The following is a 22360-nucleotide window of genomic DNA, read 5'->3' as shown; positions in this document are numbered from 1 at the left end:
GGCCGCAGAACCTCTCATCCCCCCTCCGCCCGGGGTGAGAGCAAAGTTCCTTTCCGGTCACCCAGTGCCACAGGCCGGAAACGCTGCCTCCCTACCTTCGGGACTCATCACCGCTCATCTGCCCCAAGCACGACCGAGCCCCGGAGCACCGTGGAGGCGTCATGACAGCCCCTAGCACAGCCCCCGCACCCAGCAGGGGAGGCCGCTGGATCCAGCAGTGGGATCCCGAGGACGAGACCTTCTGGAACGAGACCGGAGAGAAGATCGCCAAGCGGAACCTGCTCTTCTCCGTTCTCTCCGAGCACATCGGGTTCTCGATCTGGACCCTGTGGTCCGTGCTGGTGCTCTTCATGGGCCCCGAGTACGGGCTCACCCCGGCCGACAAGTTCCTGCTGACCTCGATGGTCACCCTGGTCGGCGCGGTCGTCCGCGTCCCCTACACCTTCGCCGTCGCCATCTTCGGCGGCCGGAACTGGACGATCATCTCGGCCAGTCTGCTGCTCATCCCGACGATCGCCGCGTTCACGGTGATGAAGCCGGGAACCTCCTTCGACACCTTCCTCTGGATCGCCCTGCTGGCCGGCATCGGCGGCGGCAACTTCGCCTCCTCCATGACCAACATCAACGCCTTCTTCCCGCTCCGTAAGAAGGGGTGGGCGCTCGGCCTCAACGCGGGCGGTGGCAACATCGGCGTGGCAGCGATCCAGCTCGTGGCCCTCGCGGTCATCGGCGCGAGCGGCGGGCCGCGCGTGCTGCTCGGGATCTACATCCCGCTGATCGTGGTCGCCGCCATCCTCGCCGCACTGTTCATGGACAACATCGAGAACGTCAAGAACGACACCGGCGCCGCCAAGGACGCCGTGAAGGACGCCCACACCTGGATCATGTCCGTCCTCTACATCGGGACGTTCGGCTCCTTCATCGGCTACAGCTTCGCCTTCGGGCAGGTGCTGACGAACCAGTTCGGCCGTACGCCGCTGCAGGCCACGTACCTCACCTTCATGGGCCCGCTGCTGGGCTCGCTGATCCGTCCGGTGGGCGGCTGGCTCGCCGACAAGTACGGCGGCGCGAAGATCACCCTCTACAACTACGTCGCCATGGGCGCCGCGACCGCGGTCCTCGTCGTCGCCAGCATGCAGAAGTCGCTGCCGCTGTTCGTCGTCGCCTTCGCGGTCCTGTTCTCGCTCACCGGCATCGGCAACGGATCCACGTTCAAGATGATCCCTGGCATCTTCCAGACCAAGGCCCTCGCCAAGGGGCTGGAAGGTGAGGAGGCGGCCAAGTACGGGCGCCGGCTCTCCGGGGCGTCCATGGGTCTCATCGGCGCGGTCGGGGCCCTCGGCGGCGTCGGCATCAACCTGGCCTTCCGGCAGTCCTTCCTCTCCTACGGTTCCGGCACCGGCGCATTCGTCGCCTTCCTCGGCTACTACGCCCTGTGCTTCGCTGTGACCTGGGCCGTATACCTTCGACGCCCGGCCGCGGCGGTGCGGTCCGAGGCTGCCGCAGAGGCGAAGCCGCAGCTCAGCTACGCCGAGGTGTGACGTAACACCAGCGACATGTAGCCGAACCGAGCCTGTCACGGACCGTTGACAGGCTCGATCGGCATGCCAGGCAGTACCGCCGTACTGCATGTACGACGACTCTTCGGGACGAGAGCCATGTACGAGGAACAGCAGCGACCGGATCCGGGCCGGCAGAGCCCCCTGGCGGGATTCACCGTGGGCGTGACCGCCGCCCGGCGGGCCGACGAGCTGGGCGCGCTGCTGCAGCGACGGGGAGCCGCCGTCCTGCATGCACCCGCCCTGCGCATCGTGCCGCTCTCCGACGACAGCGAACTGCTCGCGGTGACGAAGGACCTGATCGACCAGGCGCCGGACGTGGTGGTCGCCACGACCGCCATCGGCTTCCGTGGGTGGGTCGAGGCCGCCGAGGGATGGGGGCTCGGCGAGCCGCTCCTCGACCGGCTGCGGCATGTGGAGCTGCTGGCGCGCGGACCCAAGGTCAAGGGTGCGATACGGGCCGCCGGGCTGACCGAGAAGTGGTCGCCGTCGAGCGAGTCCATGGCCGAGGTGCTGGACCGGCTCCTCGAGGAGGGCGTCGACGGGCGCCGTATCGCCGTACAGCTGCACGGCGAGCCGCTGCCCGGTTTCGTGGAGTCGCTGCGGGCCGCGGGAGGGGAGGTCGTCGGGGTCCCGGTGTACCGGTGGATGCCGCCGGAGGACCTGGCGCCGCTGGACCGGCTGCTGGACGCCGCGGTCTCCCGGGGCCTTGACGCGATCACCTTCACCAGCGCGCCCGCCGCCGTGTCGCTGCTGAACCGGGCCGAGGAGCGCGGGATGCTGCCCGAGCTGCTCGCCGCCCTCCACCACGACGTGCTGCCGGCCTGCGTCGGCCCCGTCACCGCGCTGCCGCTGCAGGCTCACAGCCTCGACACGATCCAGCCCGAACGCTTCCGGCTCGGGCCCCTGGTCCAGCTGCTGTGCCAGGAGCTCCCGAACCGGGCGCGGTCCCTGCCCATCGCCGGGCACCGGGTGGAGATCCGCGGCCATGCGGTGCTCGTGGACGGCGACCTCAAGCCCGTACCGCCCGCCGGGATGTCGCTGCTGCGGGCGCTGTCGCGGCGGCCGGGCTGGGTGGTGGCCCGGGCGGAACTGCTGCGGGCGCTGCCCGGTGCCGGACGCGACGAGCACGCGGTGGAGACCGCGATGGCTCGGCTGCGGACGGCTCTCGGTGCGCCGAAGTTGATCCAGACGGTGGTGAAGCGGGGGTATCGGCTGGCGTTGGATCCCGCAGCGGACGCGAAGTACGCGGACGTGTGACCCTGCGCGAGCCTGCGGGCAGTCGTGCCGCTGGGGCGGCTCCCGACCCAAAGAAAGGCGGCACCCCCCGCAGCGCCGGGTTGCGCAGCCTGCCTGTGGCTCACCCCGATGCCGGTACAGGCTCACGCCCGTAGAGAAGCAGCGCCCGCACCAAACACCCCACCGCCACCGTCGACACAACCGCCCGCACCACATTCCACGCCACCCACACGTGCTCGAAGTGCTCCCGTGCCGCCGTCGGATCCTTCATGTGCGCCAGGTCGTTGTTGAGCGGGATGTTGACGGCGACCGTGGTGAGGAAGCCGAGCGCGTAGGCCGCCAGGGCCGTCCACACCCACCAGCGGTACGGCTGCCCGCGCAGCTGCCACGAGGAGATTGCCGTGAGCAGCAGCGCCCCCATGAAGCTGAGGAAGAACACCGGGTTCTGGATCACGTCGTTGATGTTCCGCATCACCTCGACGTAGACCCGGTCCTCGCTGCGGGCCAGCGCCGGCATCACGCAGCACGCGAAGATGTAGTAGACGCCCGCGATCAGGCCCGTCGCGACCGTGGCCGCACCCAGTACGAATCCCGTGCTCCTGCTGTGGGTTGTCATGCCCTCCAGTCAACGGACGGCGGCGCGGCCGGAACATCGCCGAGAAGCGCAGCCGCATAAGCGCGCGTCCAGCCGTCGCCCTGTCCACCGGCGGTACGGGGTCTTCCGGCCGCGCCAGCGGGAAGGCACTGTAAGAGGGATCGGTTGCTTCAGCCCTCAGGTTCCCGAGCCAGGCGGTGACAGGCACATGGCACTGGGTACGGCCACGGTCGCGTACGAGCTGCGGTTCGACGCCGGGCGGATCTGTCTCGACCTCCTCGCCACCACCCATCCCGAGGAGCGGTTCGACTCCCTCGAGGTGCTGTGCGCCTGGATCACCGGGGCAGGCCTGGTGCCCGCGACCACCCCGCTGACCCATGCCGACCCGTCCTGGCTGACCGGCTTTTGTGAACTGCGCGGACAGATCGGGCAGTTGGTGCACGCGGGACTCGCGCAGGCGCTGCTCAGGCCGTCGTACGACATCGCGCTCGCCCGCGTGAACGAGATCGCCCGTGTCTCACCTCCCGCCCCACGCGCCGTGCGGAGCGAGGACGGCTCGCTCGTACGTGAGTTGGACGGCCCGCCCGAGTGCGCGGCGCTGCTCGGCGCGATCGCCCGGGACGCCGTGGAGCTCCTCACCGACCCCGTCGCACGGGCCGGTCTGCGGCAGTGCGAGGGGGACAACTGCCCGATCGTTTACGTGGATTCGTCCCGGGGGCGCAGGAGGCGCTGGTGCTCCAGTGAGGTCTGTGGGAACCGCGAAAGGGTGGCCCGGCACCGTCGGCGGGCGGCTGTGGCGCGCACCTGACGTCCGGTATGCGGCTTCTGCGAAGGAGTCGTCGAAGTGATTTCGATTACACACCGTTTACCTCATCCGTGACATGGGCAGCGGTTGCGATCTCGCCAATGTGGCGGAAATGTAAAGATCGCGGGGTGGGAATGTGCGCCCATGTCCACCTCGTCACGTCACTCAGAAGAAAACTGTCATCTCACGTTGAACATGACCTGGCCCACATCCGTACCCGTGGAGGAGCGACCGACTGGGGGAACCCCCGGACATCGGAGGTGGGCGTGCGCAAGGATTCCGTCGTGGCCAATGAACGTGGATCGAGGGCCCGACATCGCATGTCCCAGCCCTCGGAACCTGATGAGGAGCTGATGCGTGCGCTCTATCGCGAGCACGCCGGACCTCTCCTTGCATACGTACTGCGCCTGGTGGCCGGAGACCGGCAACGCGCCGAGGACGTGGTCCAGGAGACATTGATCCGTGCCTGGAAGAACGCCGGTCAGCTCAATCGGGCGACCGGATCTGTACGCCCCTGGCTGGTGACGGTCGCGCGCCGCATCGTCATCGACGGCCACCGCAGCCGGCAGGCCCGGCCGCAGGAGGTCGATCCGTCGCCGCTGGAGGTCATCCCCGCGGAGGACGAGATCGACAAGGCGCTGTGGTTGATGACGCTGTCGGACGCGCTGGACGACCTGACCCCGGCCCACCGGGAGGTGCTCGTCGAGACCTATTTCAAGGGGCGTACCGTCAACGAGGCCGCCGAGACGCTGGGCATTCCCAGCGGCACGGTGCGGTCCCGGGTGTTCTATGCCCTGCGGTCGATGAAGCTGGCACTGGAGGAGCGGGGGGTGACGGCGTGATGAGTGTTTACGGGGGAAACCAGGGATTCGGTACAGGTGGTTCGGGTATGTCTGGCTCCATGATGGGATCTCCGGGCCCGAGCGAACACGAGACGGTCGGCGCCTACGCTCTCGGCATCCTCGACGACGCCGAGGCAACCGCTTTCGAGGCACACCTCGCGACCTGCGAATGGTGCGCCCAGCAGCTCGACGAGCTGGCCGGGATGGAACCGATGCTCGCCGCCCTCGCGGACCTTCCGGGGACGGGTTCGCCCGCGATCGGGGAGTCCCTGTCCGCCAGGCCCAGCCCGCGGCTGGCGGAGAAGCTGGTCGACGAGGTCGCCGAGCGCCGGGCGCAGAAGCGCCGCAAGGGCTTCTATCTGGTGGCGGCCGCGGCAGCGCTGATCATCGGCGGTCCGCTGGGTGTCATGGCGGTCAACGGCGGCGGTGACTCGGGTACGACCGCCACACCGCTGGCGGCCGGAGCCAAGGCTGCCTTCGGCACCATCTCCGACAAGGTCTCCAACACGGACGCGTCCACCAAGGTCAAGGCGACCGTGGCGATGGAGCAGAAGGACTGGGGCACCTGGGGCGTCGTCGAGCTCAGCAACGTCAAGGGCCCGCTGAAGTGCTCGCTCATCGCCGTCGGCAAGAACGGCGAGCGCGAGACCATGTCCTCCTGGTCGGTCCCGAAGTGGGGCTACGGCATTCCGAACGGCAAGACCGAGGAGGCGAAGCAACCGCTCTACGCCCAGGGCGGCGCGGCCCTCAAGCCCAACGAGATCGACCATTTCGAGGTCATGACCTTCCAGGGCAAGAAGCTCGTCGAGGTCGACGCGTAGTTCTCGTGAAGATCGACGCGTAACTTACGTAGCTTTGCCGGGTCCCCTTCGCGTACGGTTGACGGCTGCCATGCACGTCAGAAGGGGGCCCGGTGGCCGCTCAGGCTCAACCCGAAACCGCCGTCGGCTCGGATCACGACTCCGTACGCGACCGAGAGATCAGCGTCGAACAGGAACACCTCGACCGGGTGTACCGGCGTCTCGAGGAGAAGATCCACGAGGCCGAGTTCCTGATGAACGACGCGGCCAAGCGCGGTCAGGTCGGCACGCCCGGCGCCCTCGCCGAGCGGGACGCACAGGTCTTCCGGGCGGGAATCCACCTCAACCGGCTCAACAACGAGTTCGAGGACTTCCTCTTCGGGCGGATCGACCTGCTGCTCGGCAAGGACGGCAAGAAGGGGCCCGACGGCGCCTACACCGCCGTAGAACCTGCCGAGGGCGCCGTGCGGGACGACGACACCGCCGATATCGCCGAGACCCTGCACATCGGGCGGATCGGTGTCCTGGACTCCGAGTACGCGCCGCTCGTCATCGACTGGCGGGCGCCCGCCGCCGCGCCCTTCTACCGCTCCACCCCGGTCGACCCCGGCCGGGTGGTGCGCCGCCGTGTCATCCGCTCCAAGGGCCGCAAGGTGCTCGGCGTCGAGGACGACCTGATGCGCCCCGAGCTCAAGGCCTTCCTCGACGGCGACGAGCTGCCCGTCATCGGCGACGGCGCCCTGATGGCCGCCCTGGGCCAGGCCCGCAGCCACACCATGCGGGACATCGTCGCCTCCATCCAGGCCGAACAGGACCTGGTCATCCGCGCGCCCGCCGCCTCGGTGACCTATGTCGAGGGCGGCCCAGGAACGGGCAAGACGGCCGTGGCACTCCACCGCGCCGCCTACCTCCTCTACCAGGACCGCCGCCGGTACGCGGGCGGCATCCTGATCGTCTCCCCGACCCCCCTGCTCGTCGCCTACACCGAGGGGGTCCTGCCCTCCCTCGGCGAGGAGGGCCAGGTCGCCATCCGCGCGATCGGCTCGCTCGTCGACGGCGCGGAGGCCACGCTCTACGACTCCCCGTCCACGGCCCGCGCCAAGGGCTCGTACCGCATGCTCAAGGTCCTGCGGAAGGCGGCGCGCGGAGCCCTGGAACTGGGGCCGACGGCCGACTCCGGGCGCGCAGCCTCCGGTCAGCTCGCCTTCGGTGAGGACGACACGGACGCGTCCGCAGCCCCGGCCGGCCCGCCCACCCGTCTGCGGGTCGTCGCCTTCGGCCGCCGTCTGGAGCTGGAGGCCGCCGAGCTGAGCCGTATCCGCCAGGCCGTGCTCGGCGGCACCGCGCCCGTGAACCTGCTGCGCCCCCGCGCCCGCAAGCTGCTCCTCGACGCCCTGTGGGCACAGTCGGGCGCGGCCGGCCGTCACACCGACCCGGAGCTCGCCGCCGAACTGCGCTCCTCCTTCGACGAGGACGTGTCGAGCGAGGACAGCTTCCTCACCTTCCTGGACGCCTGGTGGCCCGAGCTCACGCCCAGGGCCGTCCTCGCCGCCATGGCCGACGAGCGGCGCCTCGGCCGCTGGGCCCGCCGGATCCTCAACCCGGGCGAGGTCCGCAGGGTCGCCCGCTCGCTGCGCCGCGACGGCCACTCCGTGCACGACATCGCCATGCTCGACGAGCTCCAGTCGATCCTCGGTACCCCGGCCCGCCCCAGGAAGAAGCGCGAACTGGACCCGCTCGACCAGCTCACCGGCCTGGAGGAGCTGATGCCGGTGCGTGAGGAGTCGCAGCGCGAGCGCGCCGAGCGACTCGCGCAGGAGCGCACCGAGTACGCCCACGTCATCGTGGACGAGGCCCAGGACCTCACCCCGATGCAGTGGCGCATGGTCGGCCGCCGCGGCCGGCACGCCACCTGGACCGTGGTCGGCGACCCGGCCCAGTCCTCCTGGTCCGACGTCGACGAGGCGGCCGAGGCGCGGGACGAGGCCCTCGGCACCCGCCCCCGCCGCCGCTTCGAGCTCACCGTCAACTACCGCAACCCGGCCGAGATCGCCGAGCTCGCCTCCAAGGTCCTGGCCCTCGCCATGCCGGGCGCCAAGTCACCGTCGGCCGTACGGTCGACCGGTGTCGAGCCCCGCTTCACCGTTGTACGGGACTCCCTCGCGCAGTGCGTCCGCGAGGAGGCCGCCCGTCTCCTCGACCGCGTCGACGGCACGGTCGGCGTCGTCGTCGCCATGCAGCGCCGCGAGGAGGCCGCCCGCTGGCTCGCCGGGCTCGGCGACCGGGTGGTGGCCCTCGGCAGCCTGGAGGCGAAGGGCCTGGAGTACGACGCGACGGTCGTCGTCTCGCCCGCGGAGATCGCCGACGAGTCCCCGGCCGGCCTGCGGATCCTGTACGTCGCCCTCACCCGCGCGACCCAGCAGCTGACCATCGTCTCGACCGACCGCGACGACCCGGACGCGAACGCCGTCCCCGACCTGCTCCGGGACTAGCACGTGCTCCATCGAAGTTAAGAACCGGATGAACTCTCGGCACGGGAATGGCCTTACGGGATCTGTTTGTTAGCCTGGGTGTGGCACCGGCCCGATCCAAGCCCCCGGGCCCAACCTTCGTCGCTACGAGCGACCACTTGCCGCGAGGCGAGCATGGCGGGTCGGTGCCACTGACCTGCGAGAGGCCCGCGTCACCCTGTGACGCGGGCCTCTTTTGCCGTGAACAAAACGATCGCAATCCGGAGCGGCTAACGCCTACTCGGCAGTAGGTGCGACCATCGGACGGCATACCCAGCGTCACGGTGAAAGCAGAGGAAGTCGGCCATGGCAACGGCGCCCAGCGTCTCCTACTCCATTACGGTCCGGTTGGAGGTGCCCGCGAGCGGAACCGCGGTCTCCCAGATCACCACGGCCGTAGAGTCCCACGGAGGCTCGGTGACCGGCCTCGACGTGACCGCCTCCGGGCACGAGAAGCTCCGCATCGACGTCACCATCGCGGCGAGTTCGACGGCCCACGCCGACGAGATCGTCACTCAGCTGCGCGGCATCGAGGGCGTCACCCTCGGCAAGGTCTCCGACCGTACGTTCCTGATGCACCTCGGCGGCAAGATCGAGATGGCGTCGAAGCACCCCATCCGCAACCGTGACGACCTCTCCATGATCTACACGCCGGGTGTGGCCCGCGTCTGCATGGCGATCGCCGAGAACCCCGAGGACGCCCGCCGCCTCACCATCAAGCGCAACTCCGTTGCGGTCGTGACGGACGGCTCGGCCGTGCTGGGCCTCGGCAACATCGGCCCGAAGGCCGCTCTCCCGGTCATGGAGGGCAAGGCGGCCCTCTTCAAGCGGTTCGCCGGCATCGACGCCTGGCCGCTGTGCCTCGACACCCAGGACACCGACGCGATCGTCGAGATCGTGAAGGCGATCGCCCCCGGGTTCGCCGGCATCAACCTCGAGGACATCTCCGCACCCCGCTGCTTCGAGATCGAGGCGCGGCTTCGCGAGGCCCTCGACATCCCCGTCTTCCACGACGACCAGCACGGCACCGCGATCGTCGTCCTCGCCGCCCTGACGAACGCACTTCGCGTCACCGGCAAGGCAATTGAGAACATCCGGGTCGTCATGTCCGGCGCCGGCGCGGCCGGTACGGCCATCCTCAAGCTGCTGCTCGCCGCGGGCGTCAAGAACGCCGTCGTCGCCGACATCCACGGCGTCGTGCACAGCGGCCGCGAGGACCTGCGGGAGGCCGCGGTCGACTCCCCGCTGCGCTGGATCGCCGACAACACCAACCCCGAGGGCCTCACCGGCACGCTGAAGGAAGCCGTGCGCGGCGCCGACGTCTTCATCGGCGTCTCAGCCCCGAACGTCCTCGACGGCGAGGACGTGGCCGCCATGGCCGACGGCGCCATCGTGTTCGCGCTCGCGAACCCCGACCCCGAGGTCGACCCGGCAATCGCCCGTCAGACGGCGGCCGTTGTGGCCACCGGCCGCTCCGACTTCCCGAACCAGATCAACAACGTGCTGGTGTTCCCGGGCGTCTTCCGCGGTCTGCTGGACGCCCAGTCCCGCACGGTCAACACCGAGATGATGCTGGCCGCCGCGACCGCTCTCGCGGACGTGGTGACCGAGGACGAGCTGAACCCGAACTACATCATCCCGAGCGTCTTCAACGACAAGGTCGCGGGCGCGGTGGCCGGTGCGGTGCGGGAAGCGGCGAAGGCCGCGGCAGCCTCGTAAGGGCCGGCAAGGGCTTTTCCGTAGGCTGTGAGGATCGCCACGGCAAGGCCTTGCACCGGCGCGTCGTGGAACCTGACCCTCCTGGTCGCCGTTTATCGTGTCGGCCAGGCTCAGGCCCTCTTTTCGTGTGACTCCCAAGGGTGTTCTCACGACTCCTGCGGGTGCCGGATTGGCTTTCGCGCCGCAGGTAGGGGCAGGATGCGTCCCTGGGCGCGAGGGGTCTGACCACGGACCCGGGCCCGGGGCCTCTCCGAGGACCCTGGCAGCATCGGCAGCACCGTGCCCGATATGCGGCTCCGCCGCGTGGCACGCCTCAACGGCAAGAAGAACACGGGAGTAACAACATGAACCGCAGTGAGCTGGTGGCCGCGCTGGCCGACCGCGCCGAGGTGACCCGCAAGGACGCCGACGCCGTGCTGGCCGCGTTCGCCGAGACCGTCGGCGAGATCGTCGCCAAGGGCGACGAGAAGGTCACCATCCCCGGCTTCCTGACCTTCGAGCGCACCCACCGTGCCGCTCGCACCGCGCGCAACCCGCAGACCGGCGACCCGATCCAGATCCCCGCCGGCTACAGCGTCAAGGTCTCCGCGGGCAGCAAGCTGAAGGAAGCCGCGAAGGGCAAGTAAGCGCTCCGCTTCGAGCGCCGGGCAACTGCGACCGCCGTCGGCCGACGGGACGTCGGTGGCTGGTCGCGCCCGCGCGGCGGTAGCCGCATGTAGAGGCAGCCCCGCGCCCCTTCGGGGCGCTCCCACAACGCTGATGGGGCGGTCACCCGGACTTGGGTGACCGCCCCATCTGCGTTCGTACGACTGCCCGTCTACCCGAGCGCCTTGCCCGGAAGCTCGACCTTCGCGCCGAGCTCCACGAGCTTCTCCATGCTGTGTCTGTCCGGGGGATGACCCCCGGACCCCCAGCCGGAAGTCGGTGTTGCCCCTGGGCCGGCCGGCAGGCTGAGGTCAGCCGAGCGCCTTGCCCGGAAGCTCGACCTTCGCCCCGAGCTCCACGAGCTTCTCCATGAAGTTCTCGTAGCCGCGGTTGATGAGGTCGATGCCGTGGACGCGGGAGGTGCCCTGGGCCGCCAGCGCGGCGATGAGGTACGAGAAGCCGCCGCGGAGGTCCGGGATGACCAGGTCGGCGCCCTGGAGCTTCGTCGGGCCCGAGACGACGGCCGAGTGCAGGAAGTTGCGCTGGCCGAAGCGGCAGTCGGAGCCGCCCAGGCACTCGCGGTACAGCTGGATGTGGGCGCCCATCTGGTTCAGCGCGGAGGTGAAGCCGAGACGGGACTCGTAGACCGTCTCGTGGATGATCGACAGGCCCGTCGCCTGCGTCAGCGCGACCACCAGCGGCTGCTGCCAGTCCGTCTGGAAGCCCGGGTGCACGTCCGTTTCGAGCGCGATGGACTTCAACTGGCCGCCGGGGTGCCAGAAACGGATGCCCTCGTCGTCGATCTCGAAGGCACCGCCCACCTTCCGGTAGGTGTTCAGGAACGTCATCATCGAGCGCTGCTGGGCGCCGCGGACGTAGATGTTGCCCTCGGTCGCCAGCGCCGCGGACGCCCAGGAGGCGGCCTCCAGGCGGTCCGGGAGCGCGCGGTGGTTGTAGCCGCCGAGCCGGTCCACCCCCGTGATGCGGATGGTGCGGTCGGTGTCCATCGCGATGATGGCGCCCATCTTCTGCAGAACGCAGATCAGGTCCTCGATCTCCGGCTCCACGGCCGCGTTCGAGAGTTCCGTGACGCCCTCCGCGAGGACCGCCGTCAGCAGCACCTGCTCGGTCGCGCCCACGGACGGGTACGGCAGCCGGATCTTCGTGCCGCGCAGCCGCTGCGGCGCCTCCAGGTACTGTCCGTCCGCCCGCTTCTCGATGCGCGCGCCGAACTGCCTGAGCACCTCGAAGTGGAAGTCGATCGGCCGGCCGCCGATGTCGCAGCCGCCGAGACCCGGGATGAACGCGTGGCCGAGGCGGTGCAGCAGCGGACCGCAGAACAGGATCGGGATACGGCTGGAGCCCGCGTGGGCATCGATGTCGGCGACGTTCGCGCTCTCGACGTGCGAGGGGTCCATCACCAGCTCGCCCGGCTCCTCACCCGGACGGACCGTCACGCCGTGCAGCTGCAGCAGTCCGCGTACGACACGAACGTCCCGGATGTCCGGAACATTGCGCAGTCGACTCGGTTCACTGCCCAGCAGGGCGGCGACCATTGCCTTCGGTACGAGGTTCTTCGCACCGCGGACACGGATCTCGCCCTCCAGCGGGGTTCCGCCGTGGACAAGCAGGACATCGTCGTTGACGGTCATGTATCTCGCGTTCCGATGAGTGGGGCAGGGGCCAGAAGGGAAAGGGTAATCGCCGCCCACCCCCCTTCTGTAAGCCCAAGGGCGGCCCAGCTACGTCATAGCTGTGTCACAACACGAACTGTTCCCTGGTGGGCACATGGGGTCACCGGCCTGCTGGTGCGCCCGGCACGCTTCATTCCGCCCTGAGCTGCATTCACCCGCTAACCGCCATTGCCTCCCCACACGGAGGCAAGATGCGGGATCATGTCTGCCATGACCGAGGTGTCCTCGCTCACAGGGCGGTTGCTCGTGGCAACGCCCGCCCTGGCGGACCCGAACTTCGACCGTGCGGTGGTGCTCCTTCTCGACCACGACGAGGAGGGCTCCCTCGGTGTCGTCCTCAACCGTCCCACCCCGGTGGACGTCGGCGACATCCTGGAGGGCTGGGCGGATCTCGCGGGTGAACCCGGCGTCGTCTTCCAGGGCGGCCCGGTGTCCCTCGACTCGGCCCTCGGGGTCGCCGTCATCCCGGGCGGCGCGACCGTCGACGGGGCGCCGCTGGGCTGGCGCAGAGTGCACGGCGCGATCGGTCTGGTCGACCTGGAGGCACCGCCCGAGCTGCTCGCCTCGGCCCTCGGCTCCCTGCGGATCTTCGCCGGATACGCCGGCTGGGGCCCCGGCCAGCTGGAGGACGAGCTGGTCGAGGGCGCCTGGTACGTGGTCGAGTCCGAGCCCGGCGACGTCTCCTCGCCGTCCCCGGAGAAACTCTGGCGCGAGGTGCTGCGCCGCCAGCGCAGCGAACTGGCGATGGTGGCCACATATCCGGACGACCCATCGCTCAACTGATCCGTGTGACCTTCAGTACCCTTGGCACTTATGAGCACTCTTGAGCCCGAGCGCGGGACTGGTACGGGAACCCTCGTAGAGCCGACGCCACAGGTGTCCCACGGCGACGGCGACCACGAGCGCTTCGCCCACTACGTCCAGAAGGACAAGATCATGGCGAGCGCCCTCGACGGGACCCCCGTCGTGGCGCTGTGCGGCAAGGTGTGGGTGCCCGGCCGCGACCCGAAGAAGTACCCCGTGTGTCCCATGTGCAAGGAGATCTACGAGTCCATGGGCGCCGGCGGCGACAAGGGCAAGGACGGCGACAAGTAGTCCTGCCTGCGGCCCGAGGCTGGTGATCCCGCCTCCGGCTTGAGCTTGGCGAGGCCCCGGGCGCGTTTCGGCGCGTCTTCGGGGCCTCGGTCGTGTGCGGAGACCGCGGCCGTCCAGCCGCTTCCCGCCCCGACCGTGACCTGCTTCTTCGTACCCGTACAGCGACGGCTGGTCTCCGGGCCGGGCGGAGCGGCAAAGGACCGACGTGACCTCAGAGACGGAACTGATGCCTGCGCCCCGCAGCCTCGTCGCCGGCGTCGGCGAGGTGCGCCTGACGGAGCACTCCCGGTTCCATGCCGGCACGGCGACCGAGGGCGTCGGCCGCTGGCTGCGCACGGTCCTGTGGCAGGCCACCGGGCTGCCCCTGCCGGAGGCGCGGGACCTCGACGACACACACGGCGACGGCATCGCGCTCCGGCTCGGCCCAGAGCTCGGTCCCGAGGAGTACCGCCTCGTCAGCGACAAGAACGGCGTCCTCATCGAGGGCGGCAGCGCGGCCGGTGTCTTCTGGGGCGCCCAGACGCTGCGACAGCTCCTCGGCCCCGACGCCCACCGCAGGTCCCCGCTCGACCGCGACCGCACCTGGGCCGTGCCGCACCTCACGATCGAGGACGCCCCCCGCTTCCGGTGGCGCGGCCTCATGCTCGACGTCGCCCGGCACTTCATGCCCAAGGAAGGCGTCCTGCGCCATCTCGACCTGATGGCCGCGCACAAACTCAACGTCTTCCACTTCCACTTGACGGACGACCAGGGCTGGCGCGTCGAGATCAAGAGACATCCCCGGCTGACCGAGGTCGGGTCCTGGCGCGTGCGCACGAAATCCGGCCACCGGGCCTCACCGCTGTGGGACGAGAAGCCGCACGGTGGCTTCTACACCCAGGAAGACATCCGCGAGATCGTCTCCTACGCCGCCGAGCGGCATATCACCGTCGTCCCCGAAATCGACGTACCCGGCCACTCGCAGGCCGCCATCGCCGCATATCCGGAACTCGGCAACACCGACGTCATCGACACAACCACCCTCTCCGTCTGGGACAACTGGGGGATCTCCGCCAACGTACTCGCCCCCACTGACAACACCCTGCGTTTCTACGAGGGGGTGTTCGAGGAACTCCTCGGTCTGTTCCCGTCGGAGTTCATCCATGTCGGCGGTGACGAATGCCTCAAGGACCAGTGGCGTCGGTCCCCGACCGCGCAGGCCCGCATCAAGGAGCTCGGGCTCGCGGACGAGGACGAGTTGCAGGCGTGGTTCATCGGCCACTTCGACAAGTGGCTGACCGCGCGCGGTCGCCGGCTCATCGGCTGGGACGAGATCCTGGAGGGCGGGCTCGCACAGGGCGCGGCCGTGTCCTCCTGGCGCGGGTACGAGGGCGGGGTCGCCGCGGCCCGGGCCGGTCACGACGTGGTCATGTGCCCCGAGCAGTACGTGTACTTGGACCACCGCCAGGCGGCGGGCGAGGACGAGCCGGTGCCGATCGGCTACGTGCGCACCCTGGAGGACGTCTACCGGTTCGAGCCCGTTCCACCGGAGTTGACCTCCGAGCAGGCCGGACACGTGCTCGGCACTCAGGCCAACGTCTGGACCGAGGTGATGGAGGACCCCGCACGGGTGGACTACCAGACGTACCCGCGGCTTTCGGCCTTCTCGGAGGTGGCCTGGAGTGCGCTTCCCGCCCCCGCGGAACGGGACTTCGCCGACTTCGAACGGCGGATGGACGTCCATTACCGGCGACTTGACGCCCTGGGAGTGGGCTACCGGCCGCCGACCGGGCCACTGCCCTGGCAGAAACGTCCCGGGGTGCTCGGGCGGCCGCTGGACGGGGCGCCTCCGAACAGGTAAGTGAGCTCCCGAACAGGTAAGGCAAAAACGTCGTAAGCATCACCGAAGAGTGGCAATTCGTGCGCACCGGTGATGCCGTACGAAAACGGACCATCTCCCTGGTGAAGTGGGCGAATGCCTCCTAGCGGACCCCCGTCTTCGGGGCTTGCGAAGATGTGCCAGAGTTGCCACGTCCGCCCTGTCAGCACGTACCGTACGGCAGCACAGGTGGGACCAGGTGGGGCAGCGGGAAGGGGCAGCCGGTTTTGACCACGCACGCACCGCAGGCGGCGCAGGCCGTCACGCTGCCCACGACGCTGGACGAGGCCGTGGCGGCCCTCACCGCCGTGCCCGCCGCCGTCCCGGTGGCCGGCGGCACCGACCTCATGGCAGCCGTCAACTCCGGGCAGCTCAGGCCCGCCGCACTGGTCGGTCTCGGCAGGATCAGCGAGATCCGCGGCTGGCAGTACCAGGACGGACACGCCCTGCTGGGCGCCGGGCTCACGCACGCGCGCATGGGGCGCCCGGACTTCGCGGCCCTGATCCCGGCGCTCGCCGCCGCCGCGCGCGCGGCGGGCCCGCCGCAGATCCGCAACGCGGGCACCCTGGGCGGCAACATCGCCTCCGCGTCCCCCACCGGGGACGCGCTGCCGGTGCTGGCCGCCCTGGAGGCGACACTGATCATCGCGGGCCCGGGCGGAGCCCGCCGGGAGATCCCGGTGTCGCACCTGCTGGCCGCGGTCGACATGCTGCGCGCCGGCGAACTCATCGGGTACGTGCGCGTGCCGCTGCTGCACGCGCCCCAGGTCTTCCTGAAGGCGACCGGCCGGACCGGCCCCGGACGCGCGGTCGCGTCCGTCGCGCTCGTCCTCGACCCCGCCCGGCGCGGAGTCAGGTGCGCCGTCGGTGCCATAGCGCCGATGCCGCTCAGGCCCCTGGACGCCGAGCAGTGGGTCGCCCGGCTCATCGACTGGGACAACGGCCGGACGATCGTCCCGGAGGCGCTGACCGCCTTCGGCGAGTACGTCGCGGCGGCCTGCATCCCCGACCCCGTTCCCGAACCGGACGGCACCGTCCAACAGCTTCCGCCCGCCGTACTGCACCTGCGGCGCACCGTCGCCGCGCTGGCCCGACGAGCACTGGGGAGGGCGCTGTCGTGACCGACGACCAGCACGGAGAGGGCACACCCCACGGCGGCGGCCGCTGGGACCCGCTGCCCCAGGGTGACTACGACGACGGCGCCACCGCCTTCGTGAAACTCCCCGAAGGGGGCATCGACGCCCTCCTGGCCTCATCCGACAGCCCCCTCGCGGCGCCCGGCCACGGCTATGTGCCGCCGCCGATAACGGCCGATCCCGGCGCGGGCGCGGGGGCCGACCCGGCGGCGACCGGCAACTGGGCCGTGCCCGCCGACGGCGCCCGGTGGCCCGACCCCAACGCCGTGCCGCAGGACACCACGGGCGACCGGTTCGGGTACAACCCCGCGGCCACCCAGCAGTGGAACTTCGAGGAGACGGCGACCCGGGAGTCCGCCCCCGCGCCGGGTCACGACGTGACCGGGCAGTGGTCGATCCCCGTGGCCGGTGGCGACCTCCCGGACGAATCGGGTGAGTTCACCACGTCGTCCCTCGTCCAGCAGTGGGGCGGCACACCGCCGGCCACGCTCCCGGGCGGTGCCCCCGCCCCCTGGGCGACGGAAGCGGCGGGACAGCCCTGGGGGCAGCCGCGGACCGAGGAGCCGACGGCGCCCGAGGACGGCTCCGGGCACGCCTACGAGCAGCCCCCGGCCCACACCGACGGCCGGCCCGCCGAGCACGCCGGCACCGGCCACGCGCCCGTGGAGCCGGACCCGGCAGCGCACGAGCCCGAGAACGCGCGGGCGCACGCACACGAGCAGTCCAGGCCCCAGGCCGACGAGTACGGGCCCGCACCCACCGACGCGTATGCGGAGACGCCCGCCGGATCCGCCGTGAACGCCTCACAGCCCCCGCACGGGTCCGGTGAGGCCGACGGAGCGGCGGAGAGTGCCCAGGAGGCCGCTGAGGCCCCTGAGGGGGCCGTGGAGCCGCTCACGGAGCCCGCGGCGGAGGCCGGGCCGGACGGCTCCGGACCGTCCACGGCGACGCCGGCCGAACCCGCCGCCTCCAACCCGCCCGACTCTCGGGACACTTCGGATACTTCGGTCGAACCGGACGCGGTCGACGGCTCCGGCACCGAAGCCGCGGAGGAGGCCCCGCCGCCCCCCGGCGAGGAGCACCCCCTGGCCTCGTACGTCCTGCGCGTCAACGGCGTCGAGCGCCCCGTCTCGGACGCCTGGATCGGCGAGTCGCTGCTCTACGTGCTGCGCGAGCGGCTCGGCCTCGCGGGCGCCAAGGACGGCTGCTCCCAGGGCGAGTGCGGAGCCTGCAACGTCCAGGTCGACGGCCGCCTCGTGGCCTCCTGCCTGGTGCCCGCCGTGACCGCCGCCGGCAGCGAGGTCCGTACCGTCGAGGGCCTCGCCGTCGACGGGCAGCCCTCGGACGTGCAGCGCGCGCTCGCCCGGTGCGGCGCCGTGCAGTGCGGGTTCTGCGTGCCCGGCATGGCGATGACCGTGCACGACCTCCTGGAGGGCAACCCGGCGCCCACCGAGCTGGAGACCCGCCAGGCGCTGTGCGGCAACCTGTGCCGCTGCTCCGGCTACCGGGGCGTCGTCCAGGCCGTACAGGAGGTCGTCGCCGAACGCGAGGCGCACTCCGAAGGAGACGCTTCCGAACAGGACGGCGACGAGGCACGTATCCCTCACCAGGCGGGTCCCGGAGCCGGCGGTGTCAACGCGTCGGCGTTCGAGTCACCCGGGTTCCCCGCGCAGCCGGGACCGCATGACCAGGCGTACGGACAGGACGGAGGCCAGGCGTGAGCAACGAAGCCGCCACCGCGACCACCGCCGCGGAGGCAGCACCCGCCCCCGAGCAGCTGCCGCACGGCCTCGGCGCCTCCCTGCCGGCCGCCGACACCCGTGCCAAGACCGAGGGCACGTTCCCGTACGCGGCGGACCTGTGGGCCGAGGGCCTGCTGTGGGCCGCCGTACTGCGCTCCCCGCACCCGCACGCGCGCATTGTGTCCATCGACACGTCCCACGCGCGCGAGATGCCGGGCGTACGAGCCGTCGTCACCCACGAGGACGTACCGGGCACCGCCCGCTACGGCCGCCGCAACGCCGACCGGCCCGTGTTCGCCTCCGAGGTCGTGCGCCACCACGGCGAGCCCATCGCCGCCGTCGCCGCCGACCACCCGGACACCGCGCGCATGGCCGCCGCGGCCGTCATCGTCGAGTACGAGGTGCTCGACCCGGTGACCGACCCCGAGCAGGCCTTCGAGGCCGAGCCGCTGCACCCCGACGGCAACCTGATCCGGCACATCCCGCTGCGCCACGGCGACCCGGACGCGGCCGGCGAGATCGTCGTCGAGGGCCAGTACCGCATCGGCCGCCAGGACCCGGCTCCCATCGGCGCCGAGGCCGGCCTCGCGGTGCCCCGCCCCGACGGCGGTGTCGAGCTGTACCTCGCCTCCACCGACCCGCACGCGGACCGCGACACCGCCGCCGCCTGCTACGGCCTCGAACCAGAGCGCGTCAAGATCGTCGTCACCGGAGTGCCCGGCGCCACGGCCGACCGCGAGGACCAGGGCTTCCAACTCCCGCTGGGCCTGCTCGCGTTGAAGACCGGCTGCCCGGTGAAACTCACCGCCACGCGCGAAGAGTCCTTCCTGGGGCACACGCACCGGCACCCGACCCTCCTGCGCTACCGCCACCACGCCGACGCCGAGGGCAGGCTGGTGAAGGTCGAGGCGCAGATCCTCCTCGACGCGGGCGCGTACGCCGACACGTCCTCCGAGGCCCTCGCGGCCGCCGTCGGCTTCGCCTGCGGCCCCTATGTCGTCCCGAACGCCTTCATCGAGGGCTGGGCCGTACGCACCAACAACCCGCCCTCCGGCCATGTGCGCGGCGAGGGCGCGATGCAGGTGTGCGCCGCCTACGAGGCCCAGATGGACAAGCTGGCGAAGAAGCTGGGCATGGACCCGGCGGAACTGCGCCTGCGCAATGTGATGGCCACCGGGGACGTACTCCCCACGGGCCAGACGGTGACCTGCCCGGCCCCGGTGGCGGAACTGCTCCAGGCCGTCCGCGACTTCCCGCTCCCCGCGCTGCCCAAGGACACCCCCGAGGACGAGTGGCTGCTGCCCGGCGGCCCCGAGGGCGCGGGCGAACCGGGCGCGGTGCGGCGGGGCGTGGGCTACGGCCTGGGCATGGTGCACATGCTCGGTGCGGAGGGTGCCGACGAGGTCTCCACCGCGACCGTGAAGGTCCAGGACGGCGTGGCGACCGTGCTCTGCGCGGCCGTGGAAACCGGCCAGGGATTCACCACGCTGGCCCGCCAGATCGTCCAGGAGACCCTCGGTATCGACGAGGTGCACGTGGCGCCCGTGGACACCGACCAGCCGCCGGCCGGCGCGGGCTGCCGCGGCCGCCACACCTGGGTGTCAGGCGGTGCGGTGGAGCGCGCGGCCAAGATGGTCCGCACCCAGCTCCTGCAGCCCCTGGCGCACAAGTTCGGCATGTCGACCGAGCTGCTCCAGATCACCGACGGCAAGATCACCTCGTACGACGGTGTCCTGTCGACCACCGTCACCGAGGCGATGGACGGCAAGGAACTGTGGGCCACGGCCCAGTGCAGACCCCACCCGACGGAGCCGCTGAACGAGGCCGGCCAGGGCGATGCCTTCGTCGGCATGGCGTTCTGTGCGATCCGCGCGGTCGTCGACGTCGACATCGAGCTCGGTTCGGTACGGGTCGTGGAGCTGGCGCTCGCCCAGGACGTCGGCCGGGTCCTCAACCCGGCCCAGCTGGCCGCCCGTATCGAGGCGGGCGTGACGCAGGGAGTCGGCATCGCGTTGACGGAGAACCTGCGCACCGCGCGCGGGCTGATCCGCCACCCGGACCTGACGGGGTACGCCCTGCCGACCGCCCTGGACGCACCCGACATCCGGATCGTCAAGCTGGTCGAGGAACGCGACGTGGTCGCCCCCTTCGGCGCGAAGGCGGTCAGCGCGGTCCCGGTGGTGACGTCCCCGGCGGCCATCGCCTCCGCCGTACGGGCCGCCACGGGTCGCCCGGTGAACCGGCTGCCGATAAGGCCGCAGGCCGCCGTGGTGACCGACCGGTGACCGCACAACTGGCGGTCGTGCAGGGCGGCATGTACTTCGCGTGAGAGGCGTTGTCGTCATCACCGGTGATGGGGGTACCTCCCACGCCCTTTAGGCAGTGGGGGAGGCGTCCGGCAAGTCGACGGTGGCGCAGGCGCTGGCGGAGAGGCTGCCGCGGGCGGCACATGTGCGGGGTGACGTCTTCCGGCGCATGATCGTGTCCGGGCGCGAGGAGTACGTCCCCGGGGCCGACGGCGAGGGAGAGGCGCAGCTCCGGCTGCGGTACCGGCTGTCGGCGGCGGCCTGTGCGCACGCGGCCCCTGTACGTCGTCGTACTGGCTCCGGGTCCCGGGGCCGTGGCCGCGCGGGAGGCGGGGCGGGCGAAGACGGGCTGCGGCGCGTGGACGCGATCCTCGCGGGGCCGGAACGGGCGAGGGTGCGCTGAGCGTCCTGTGGTCCGGGGCGTTGTCAGTGGCGGGGCGTACTGTTCTGAGCAGTGGGGACGGCCGCCGGAGTCGTACGGCGCGACGACGCATGCCCGGCCGCGCCCCGCACGGGGACTGTGAGCAGACACATGCGCCGGGGCACATGTGACGAAGCACATGCGGGGGATGCAATGAGCACGACCGGTGCCGCCACGGCGGTGATCACGCTGACCGAGGACCAACTCGATCCGTACGTCACGCACGGGGCGACGCGCCGCTGGCTGACGGGGCCCGGACTGCCGGGCGACAGCGGCCTGTTCACCTTCGAGGAGCTGTGCCGGGAGGGCCTGCGGACGGTCGGGGACTCCACCGGTGACCCGGATGGCCGCCTGGCGGCGGAGCTGCGGGATCAGCTGGTCATCGGGGCGCTGCTCGACCCGCGGGGCCTGGAGACGGAGTCGGTGCTGCTGGACGGCGCGACGGGACAGATCGCGACGACGTACTTCCTGCACGACCGCCCCGACCTGATGGACAGCCGCCCGCTGGCACCGTCGCTCGGCACGCTGGTGCGGTTCGCGACGGCCGCGGACGAACTGGCCGGGCTGCGCGGCCGGTTCGCGTCCTACGCCGGCCGTTTCGGACCGAAGGCCGCGGCCGAGGCGTCACGCCACCTGCTGGCGGTGTTCGAGGAGGGCACGGACGGCGAGGTGCCGCCGTTCTGGAAGATGGCGGCCCTGATCCGCCCCCTGTCCCTGGTGGCGGGTCCCGGAACGGCCTCCGGACTCGCTCTCGACCTCCCGACCCGCCTCCTGGACGGGGAGTTCGGCCACGGCAAGGTGTGGCGCTTCGAGGACGTCGACTTCCCCTCGACCCTCACGCACGAGCCCACCCGACGCTTCCTGCGCGACACGGGCCTGCCGGAGGACGGCGTGCTCTTCCACCTCGACACGGACGTCCCCCTGCCGACCCTGGCCGAGCACTACGCCTACCAGGGCCCGGACGGCTTCGATCCCGCCCGGCTGCCGCACCGGGCCTCCCACCTGATACGGCTGGGCAACCTCATCGAGGACAACAGCCTGGTGGTCGACGGCGAAACGGGCGCGGTCCTCAACTGGAGCGAGCCCGAGGCCACCCTGTATCCGCTGAACACGGACGTCTCCACCCTGGCCTTCACCCTCTGGCTCCTGCACCGCGAGAGGGCCATCGACGAGGACCTGGCGGGCGAGCTGACGACCGACGCCTACGACGAGCTGGCCACGACGATGATCCACACCCTGTCGGCCATCGACCCGACCACCCTGACGACGAAGCCGGGCCGGCACTACTGGACGGAGGCGTTCCAGGACGAGGCGGGCGGGGTGCTGTGACCGCGAGGGGGAGTTCGGGGCAGGCGGCCGGAACACGCTGAGGGCGGCACCCTCAGCGGGTGCCG

17 protein-coding genes and 1 pseudogene are annotated in these 22360 nt (G+C 70.9%); 16 read left to right on the top strand and 2 right to left on the bottom strand.

Features of this window, described 5'->3' with window-relative positions; translation table 11 throughout:
- The first annotated feature begins 161 nt into the window (after positions 1-161).
- Positions 162-1541, top strand: a complete 1380-nt coding sequence (locus ABT254_RS29025) for a nitrate/nitrite transporter (RefSeq protein WP_351476128.1) — start codon at positions 162-164, stop codon at positions 1539-1541.
- A 117-nt stretch (positions 1542-1658) separates the two neighbouring features.
- Positions 1659-2819 (top strand): uroporphyrinogen-III synthase, encoded by a 1161-nt coding sequence (locus ABT254_RS29020; protein ID WP_351476309.1) that lies wholly within the window; start codon positions 1659-1661, stop codon positions 2817-2819.
- Positions 2820-2919: 100 nt separating this feature from the next.
- On the opposite strand, the gene ABT254_RS29015 is transcribed toward ABT254_RS29020, so the two are convergent.
- Positions 2920-3414 carry an anthrone oxygenase family protein gene (locus ABT254_RS29015; RefSeq protein ID WP_351476125.1) on the bottom strand — a complete coding sequence of 165 codons (495 nt, stop codon included), beginning with the start codon at positions 3412-3414 and terminating at the stop codon, positions 2920-2922.
- A gap of 187 nt (positions 3415-3601) precedes the next feature.
- Between ABT254_RS29015 and ABT254_RS29010 the strand changes: the two genes are divergently transcribed.
- From ABT254_RS29010 to ABT254_RS28985, 6 genes are all read left to right on the top strand, one after another.
- The gene (locus ABT254_RS29010; RefSeq protein ID WP_351476122.1) at positions 3602-4201 is read left to right on the top strand and encodes a CGNR zinc finger domain-containing protein; all 600 of its coding nucleotides are present in this window, start codon (positions 3602-3604) and stop codon (positions 4199-4201) included.
- 317 nt (positions 4202-4518) lie between these two features.
- Positions 4519-5040 carry a sigma-70 family RNA polymerase sigma factor gene (locus ABT254_RS29005; protein ID WP_010039908.1) on the top strand — a complete coding sequence of 174 codons (522 nt, stop codon included), beginning with the start codon at positions 4519-4521 and terminating at the stop codon, positions 5038-5040.
- Positions 5040-5861: an anti-sigma factor family protein gene (locus ABT254_RS29000; protein WP_450750202.1), complete on the top strand. Its 822-nt coding sequence runs from the start codon at positions 5040-5042 to the stop codon at positions 5859-5861. Before ABT254_RS29005 ends, ABT254_RS29000 begins: the two co-directional genes overlap by 1 nt.
- A 92-nt stretch (positions 5862-5953) precedes the next feature.
- Positions 5954-8332, top strand: coding sequence for a HelD family protein (locus ABT254_RS28995; RefSeq protein WP_351476118.1), 2379 nt, complete (start codon positions 5954-5956; stop codon positions 8330-8332).
- A gap of 324 nt (positions 8333-8656) precedes the next feature.
- Positions 8657-10069, top strand: coding sequence for an NAD-dependent malic enzyme (locus ABT254_RS28990; protein WP_351476115.1), 1413 nt, complete (start codon positions 8657-8659; stop codon positions 10067-10069).
- Positions 10070-10413: 344 nt separating this feature from the next.
- Positions 10414-10695, top strand: a complete 282-nt coding sequence (locus ABT254_RS28985; RefSeq protein ID WP_007382399.1) for an HU family DNA-binding protein — start codon at positions 10414-10416, stop codon at positions 10693-10695.
- Between the two features lie 330 nt (positions 10696-11025).
- Here ABT254_RS28985 and murA read toward each other — a convergent pair whose 3' ends face one another.
- Positions 11026-12366 carry a UDP-N-acetylglucosamine 1-carboxyvinyltransferase gene (gene murA, locus ABT254_RS28980; protein ID WP_099929217.1) on the bottom strand — a complete coding sequence of 447 codons (1341 nt, stop codon included), beginning with the start codon at positions 12364-12366 and terminating at the stop codon, positions 11026-11028.
- 252 nt (positions 12367-12618) lie between these two features.
- Between murA and ABT254_RS28975 the strand changes: the two genes are divergently transcribed.
- The 8 genes and pseudogenes from ABT254_RS28975 to ABT254_RS28940 all read left to right on the top strand — a co-directional run bounded on the left by ABT254_RS28975 (position 12619) and on the right by ABT254_RS28940 (position 22295).
- Positions 12619-13191, top strand: coding sequence for a YqgE/AlgH family protein (locus ABT254_RS28975; RefSeq protein ID WP_351476306.1), 573 nt, complete (start codon positions 12619-12621; stop codon positions 13189-13191).
- 30 nt (positions 13192-13221) lie between these two features.
- Positions 13222-13503, top strand: coding sequence for a DUF3039 domain-containing protein (locus ABT254_RS28970; protein ID WP_078912757.1), 282 nt, complete (start codon positions 13222-13224; stop codon positions 13501-13503).
- Between the two features lie 226 nt (positions 13504-13729).
- Positions 13730-15343 carry a beta-N-acetylhexosaminidase gene (locus ABT254_RS28965; protein WP_351476303.1) on the top strand — a complete coding sequence of 538 codons (1614 nt, stop codon included), beginning with the start codon at positions 13730-13732 and terminating at the stop codon, positions 15341-15343.
- 245 nt (positions 15344-15588) lie between these two features.
- Positions 15589-16482 (top strand): FAD binding domain-containing protein, encoded by an 894-nt coding sequence (locus ABT254_RS28960; protein WP_030943523.1) that lies wholly within the window; start codon positions 15589-15591, stop codon positions 16480-16482.
- A complete protein-coding gene (locus ABT254_RS28955; protein ID WP_351476110.1) occupies positions 16479-18218 on the top strand; it encodes a 2Fe-2S iron-sulfur cluster-binding protein in 1740 nt (579 codons plus the stop codon). The genes ABT254_RS28960 and ABT254_RS28955 overlap by 4 nt, the downstream gene beginning before the upstream one ends.
- On the top strand, positions 18215-20524 hold the full coding sequence (locus ABT254_RS28950) for a xanthine dehydrogenase family protein molybdopterin-binding subunit (protein WP_351476108.1): 2310 nt from the start codon (positions 18215-18217) through the stop codon (positions 20522-20524). The genes ABT254_RS28955 and ABT254_RS28950 overlap by 4 nt, the downstream gene beginning before the upstream one ends.
- A gap of 97 nt (positions 20525-20621) precedes the next feature.
- Positions 20622-20910, top strand: a pseudogene (locus ABT254_RS46575) (phosphotransferase); the annotation flags it as partial.
- A 209-nt stretch (positions 20911-21119) separates the two neighbouring features.
- A complete protein-coding gene (locus tag ABT254_RS28940; protein WP_351476106.1) occupies positions 21120-22295 on the top strand; it encodes an SUKH-4 family immunity protein in 1176 nt (391 codons plus the stop codon).
- Positions 22296-22360: the final 65 nt, after the last annotated feature.

Origin of the sequence: Streptomyces sp. NPDC001137, from assembly GCF_040298885.1 — a bacterium.
Classification (GTDB): domain Bacteria; phylum Actinomycetota; class Actinomycetes; order Streptomycetales; family Streptomycetaceae; genus Streptomyces.
The sequence above is the reverse complement of the archived record's forward strand: the minus strand, read 5'-3'. Positions and strand labels throughout refer to the sequence as shown.

Excerpts from the sequence above, each read along its gene's own strand:
- ABT254_RS29000 (WP_450750202.1), top strand. The coding sequence starts at position 5,040 with ATGAGTGTTTACGGGGGAAACCAGGGATTCGGTACAGGTGGTTCGGGT.
- ABT254_RS28975 (WP_351476306.1), top strand. The coding sequence starts at position 12,619 with ATGACCGAGGTGTCCTCGCTCACAGGGCGGTTGCTCGTGGCAACGCCC.
- murA (WP_099929217.1), bottom strand. The coding sequence starts at position 12,366 with ATGACCGTCAACGACGATGTCCTGCTTGTCCACGGCGGAACCCCGCTG.
- ABT254_RS28940 (WP_351476106.1), top strand. The coding sequence starts at position 21,120 with ATGAGCACGACCGGTGCCGCCACGGCGGTGATCACGCTGACCGAGGAC.
- ABT254_RS28970 (WP_078912757.1), top strand. The coding sequence starts at position 13,222 with ATGAGCACTCTTGAGCCCGAGCGCGGGACTGGTACGGGAACCCTCGTA.
- ABT254_RS29020 (WP_351476309.1), top strand. The coding sequence starts at position 1,659 with ATGTACGAGGAACAGCAGCGACCGGATCCGGGCCGGCAGAGCCCCCTG.
- ABT254_RS29010 (WP_351476122.1), top strand. The coding sequence starts at position 3,602 with ATGGCACTGGGTACGGCCACGGTCGCGTACGAGCTGCGGTTCGACGCC.
- ABT254_RS28990 (WP_351476115.1), top strand. The coding sequence starts at position 8,657 with ATGGCAACGGCGCCCAGCGTCTCCTACTCCATTACGGTCCGGTTGGAG.
- ABT254_RS29015 (WP_351476125.1), bottom strand. The coding sequence starts at position 3,414 with ATGACAACCCACAGCAGGAGCACGGGATTCGTACTGGGTGCGGCCACG.
- ABT254_RS29025 (WP_351476128.1), top strand. The coding sequence starts at position 162 with ATGACAGCCCCTAGCACAGCCCCCGCACCCAGCAGGGGAGGCCGCTGG.
- ABT254_RS29005 (WP_010039908.1), top strand. The coding sequence starts at position 4,519 with ATGTCCCAGCCCTCGGAACCTGATGAGGAGCTGATGCGTGCGCTCTAT.
- ABT254_RS28985 (WP_007382399.1), top strand. The coding sequence starts at position 10,414 with ATGAACCGCAGTGAGCTGGTGGCCGCGCTGGCCGACCGCGCCGAGGTG.
- ABT254_RS28965 (WP_351476303.1), top strand. The coding sequence starts at position 13,730 with ATGCCTGCGCCCCGCAGCCTCGTCGCCGGCGTCGGCGAGGTGCGCCTG.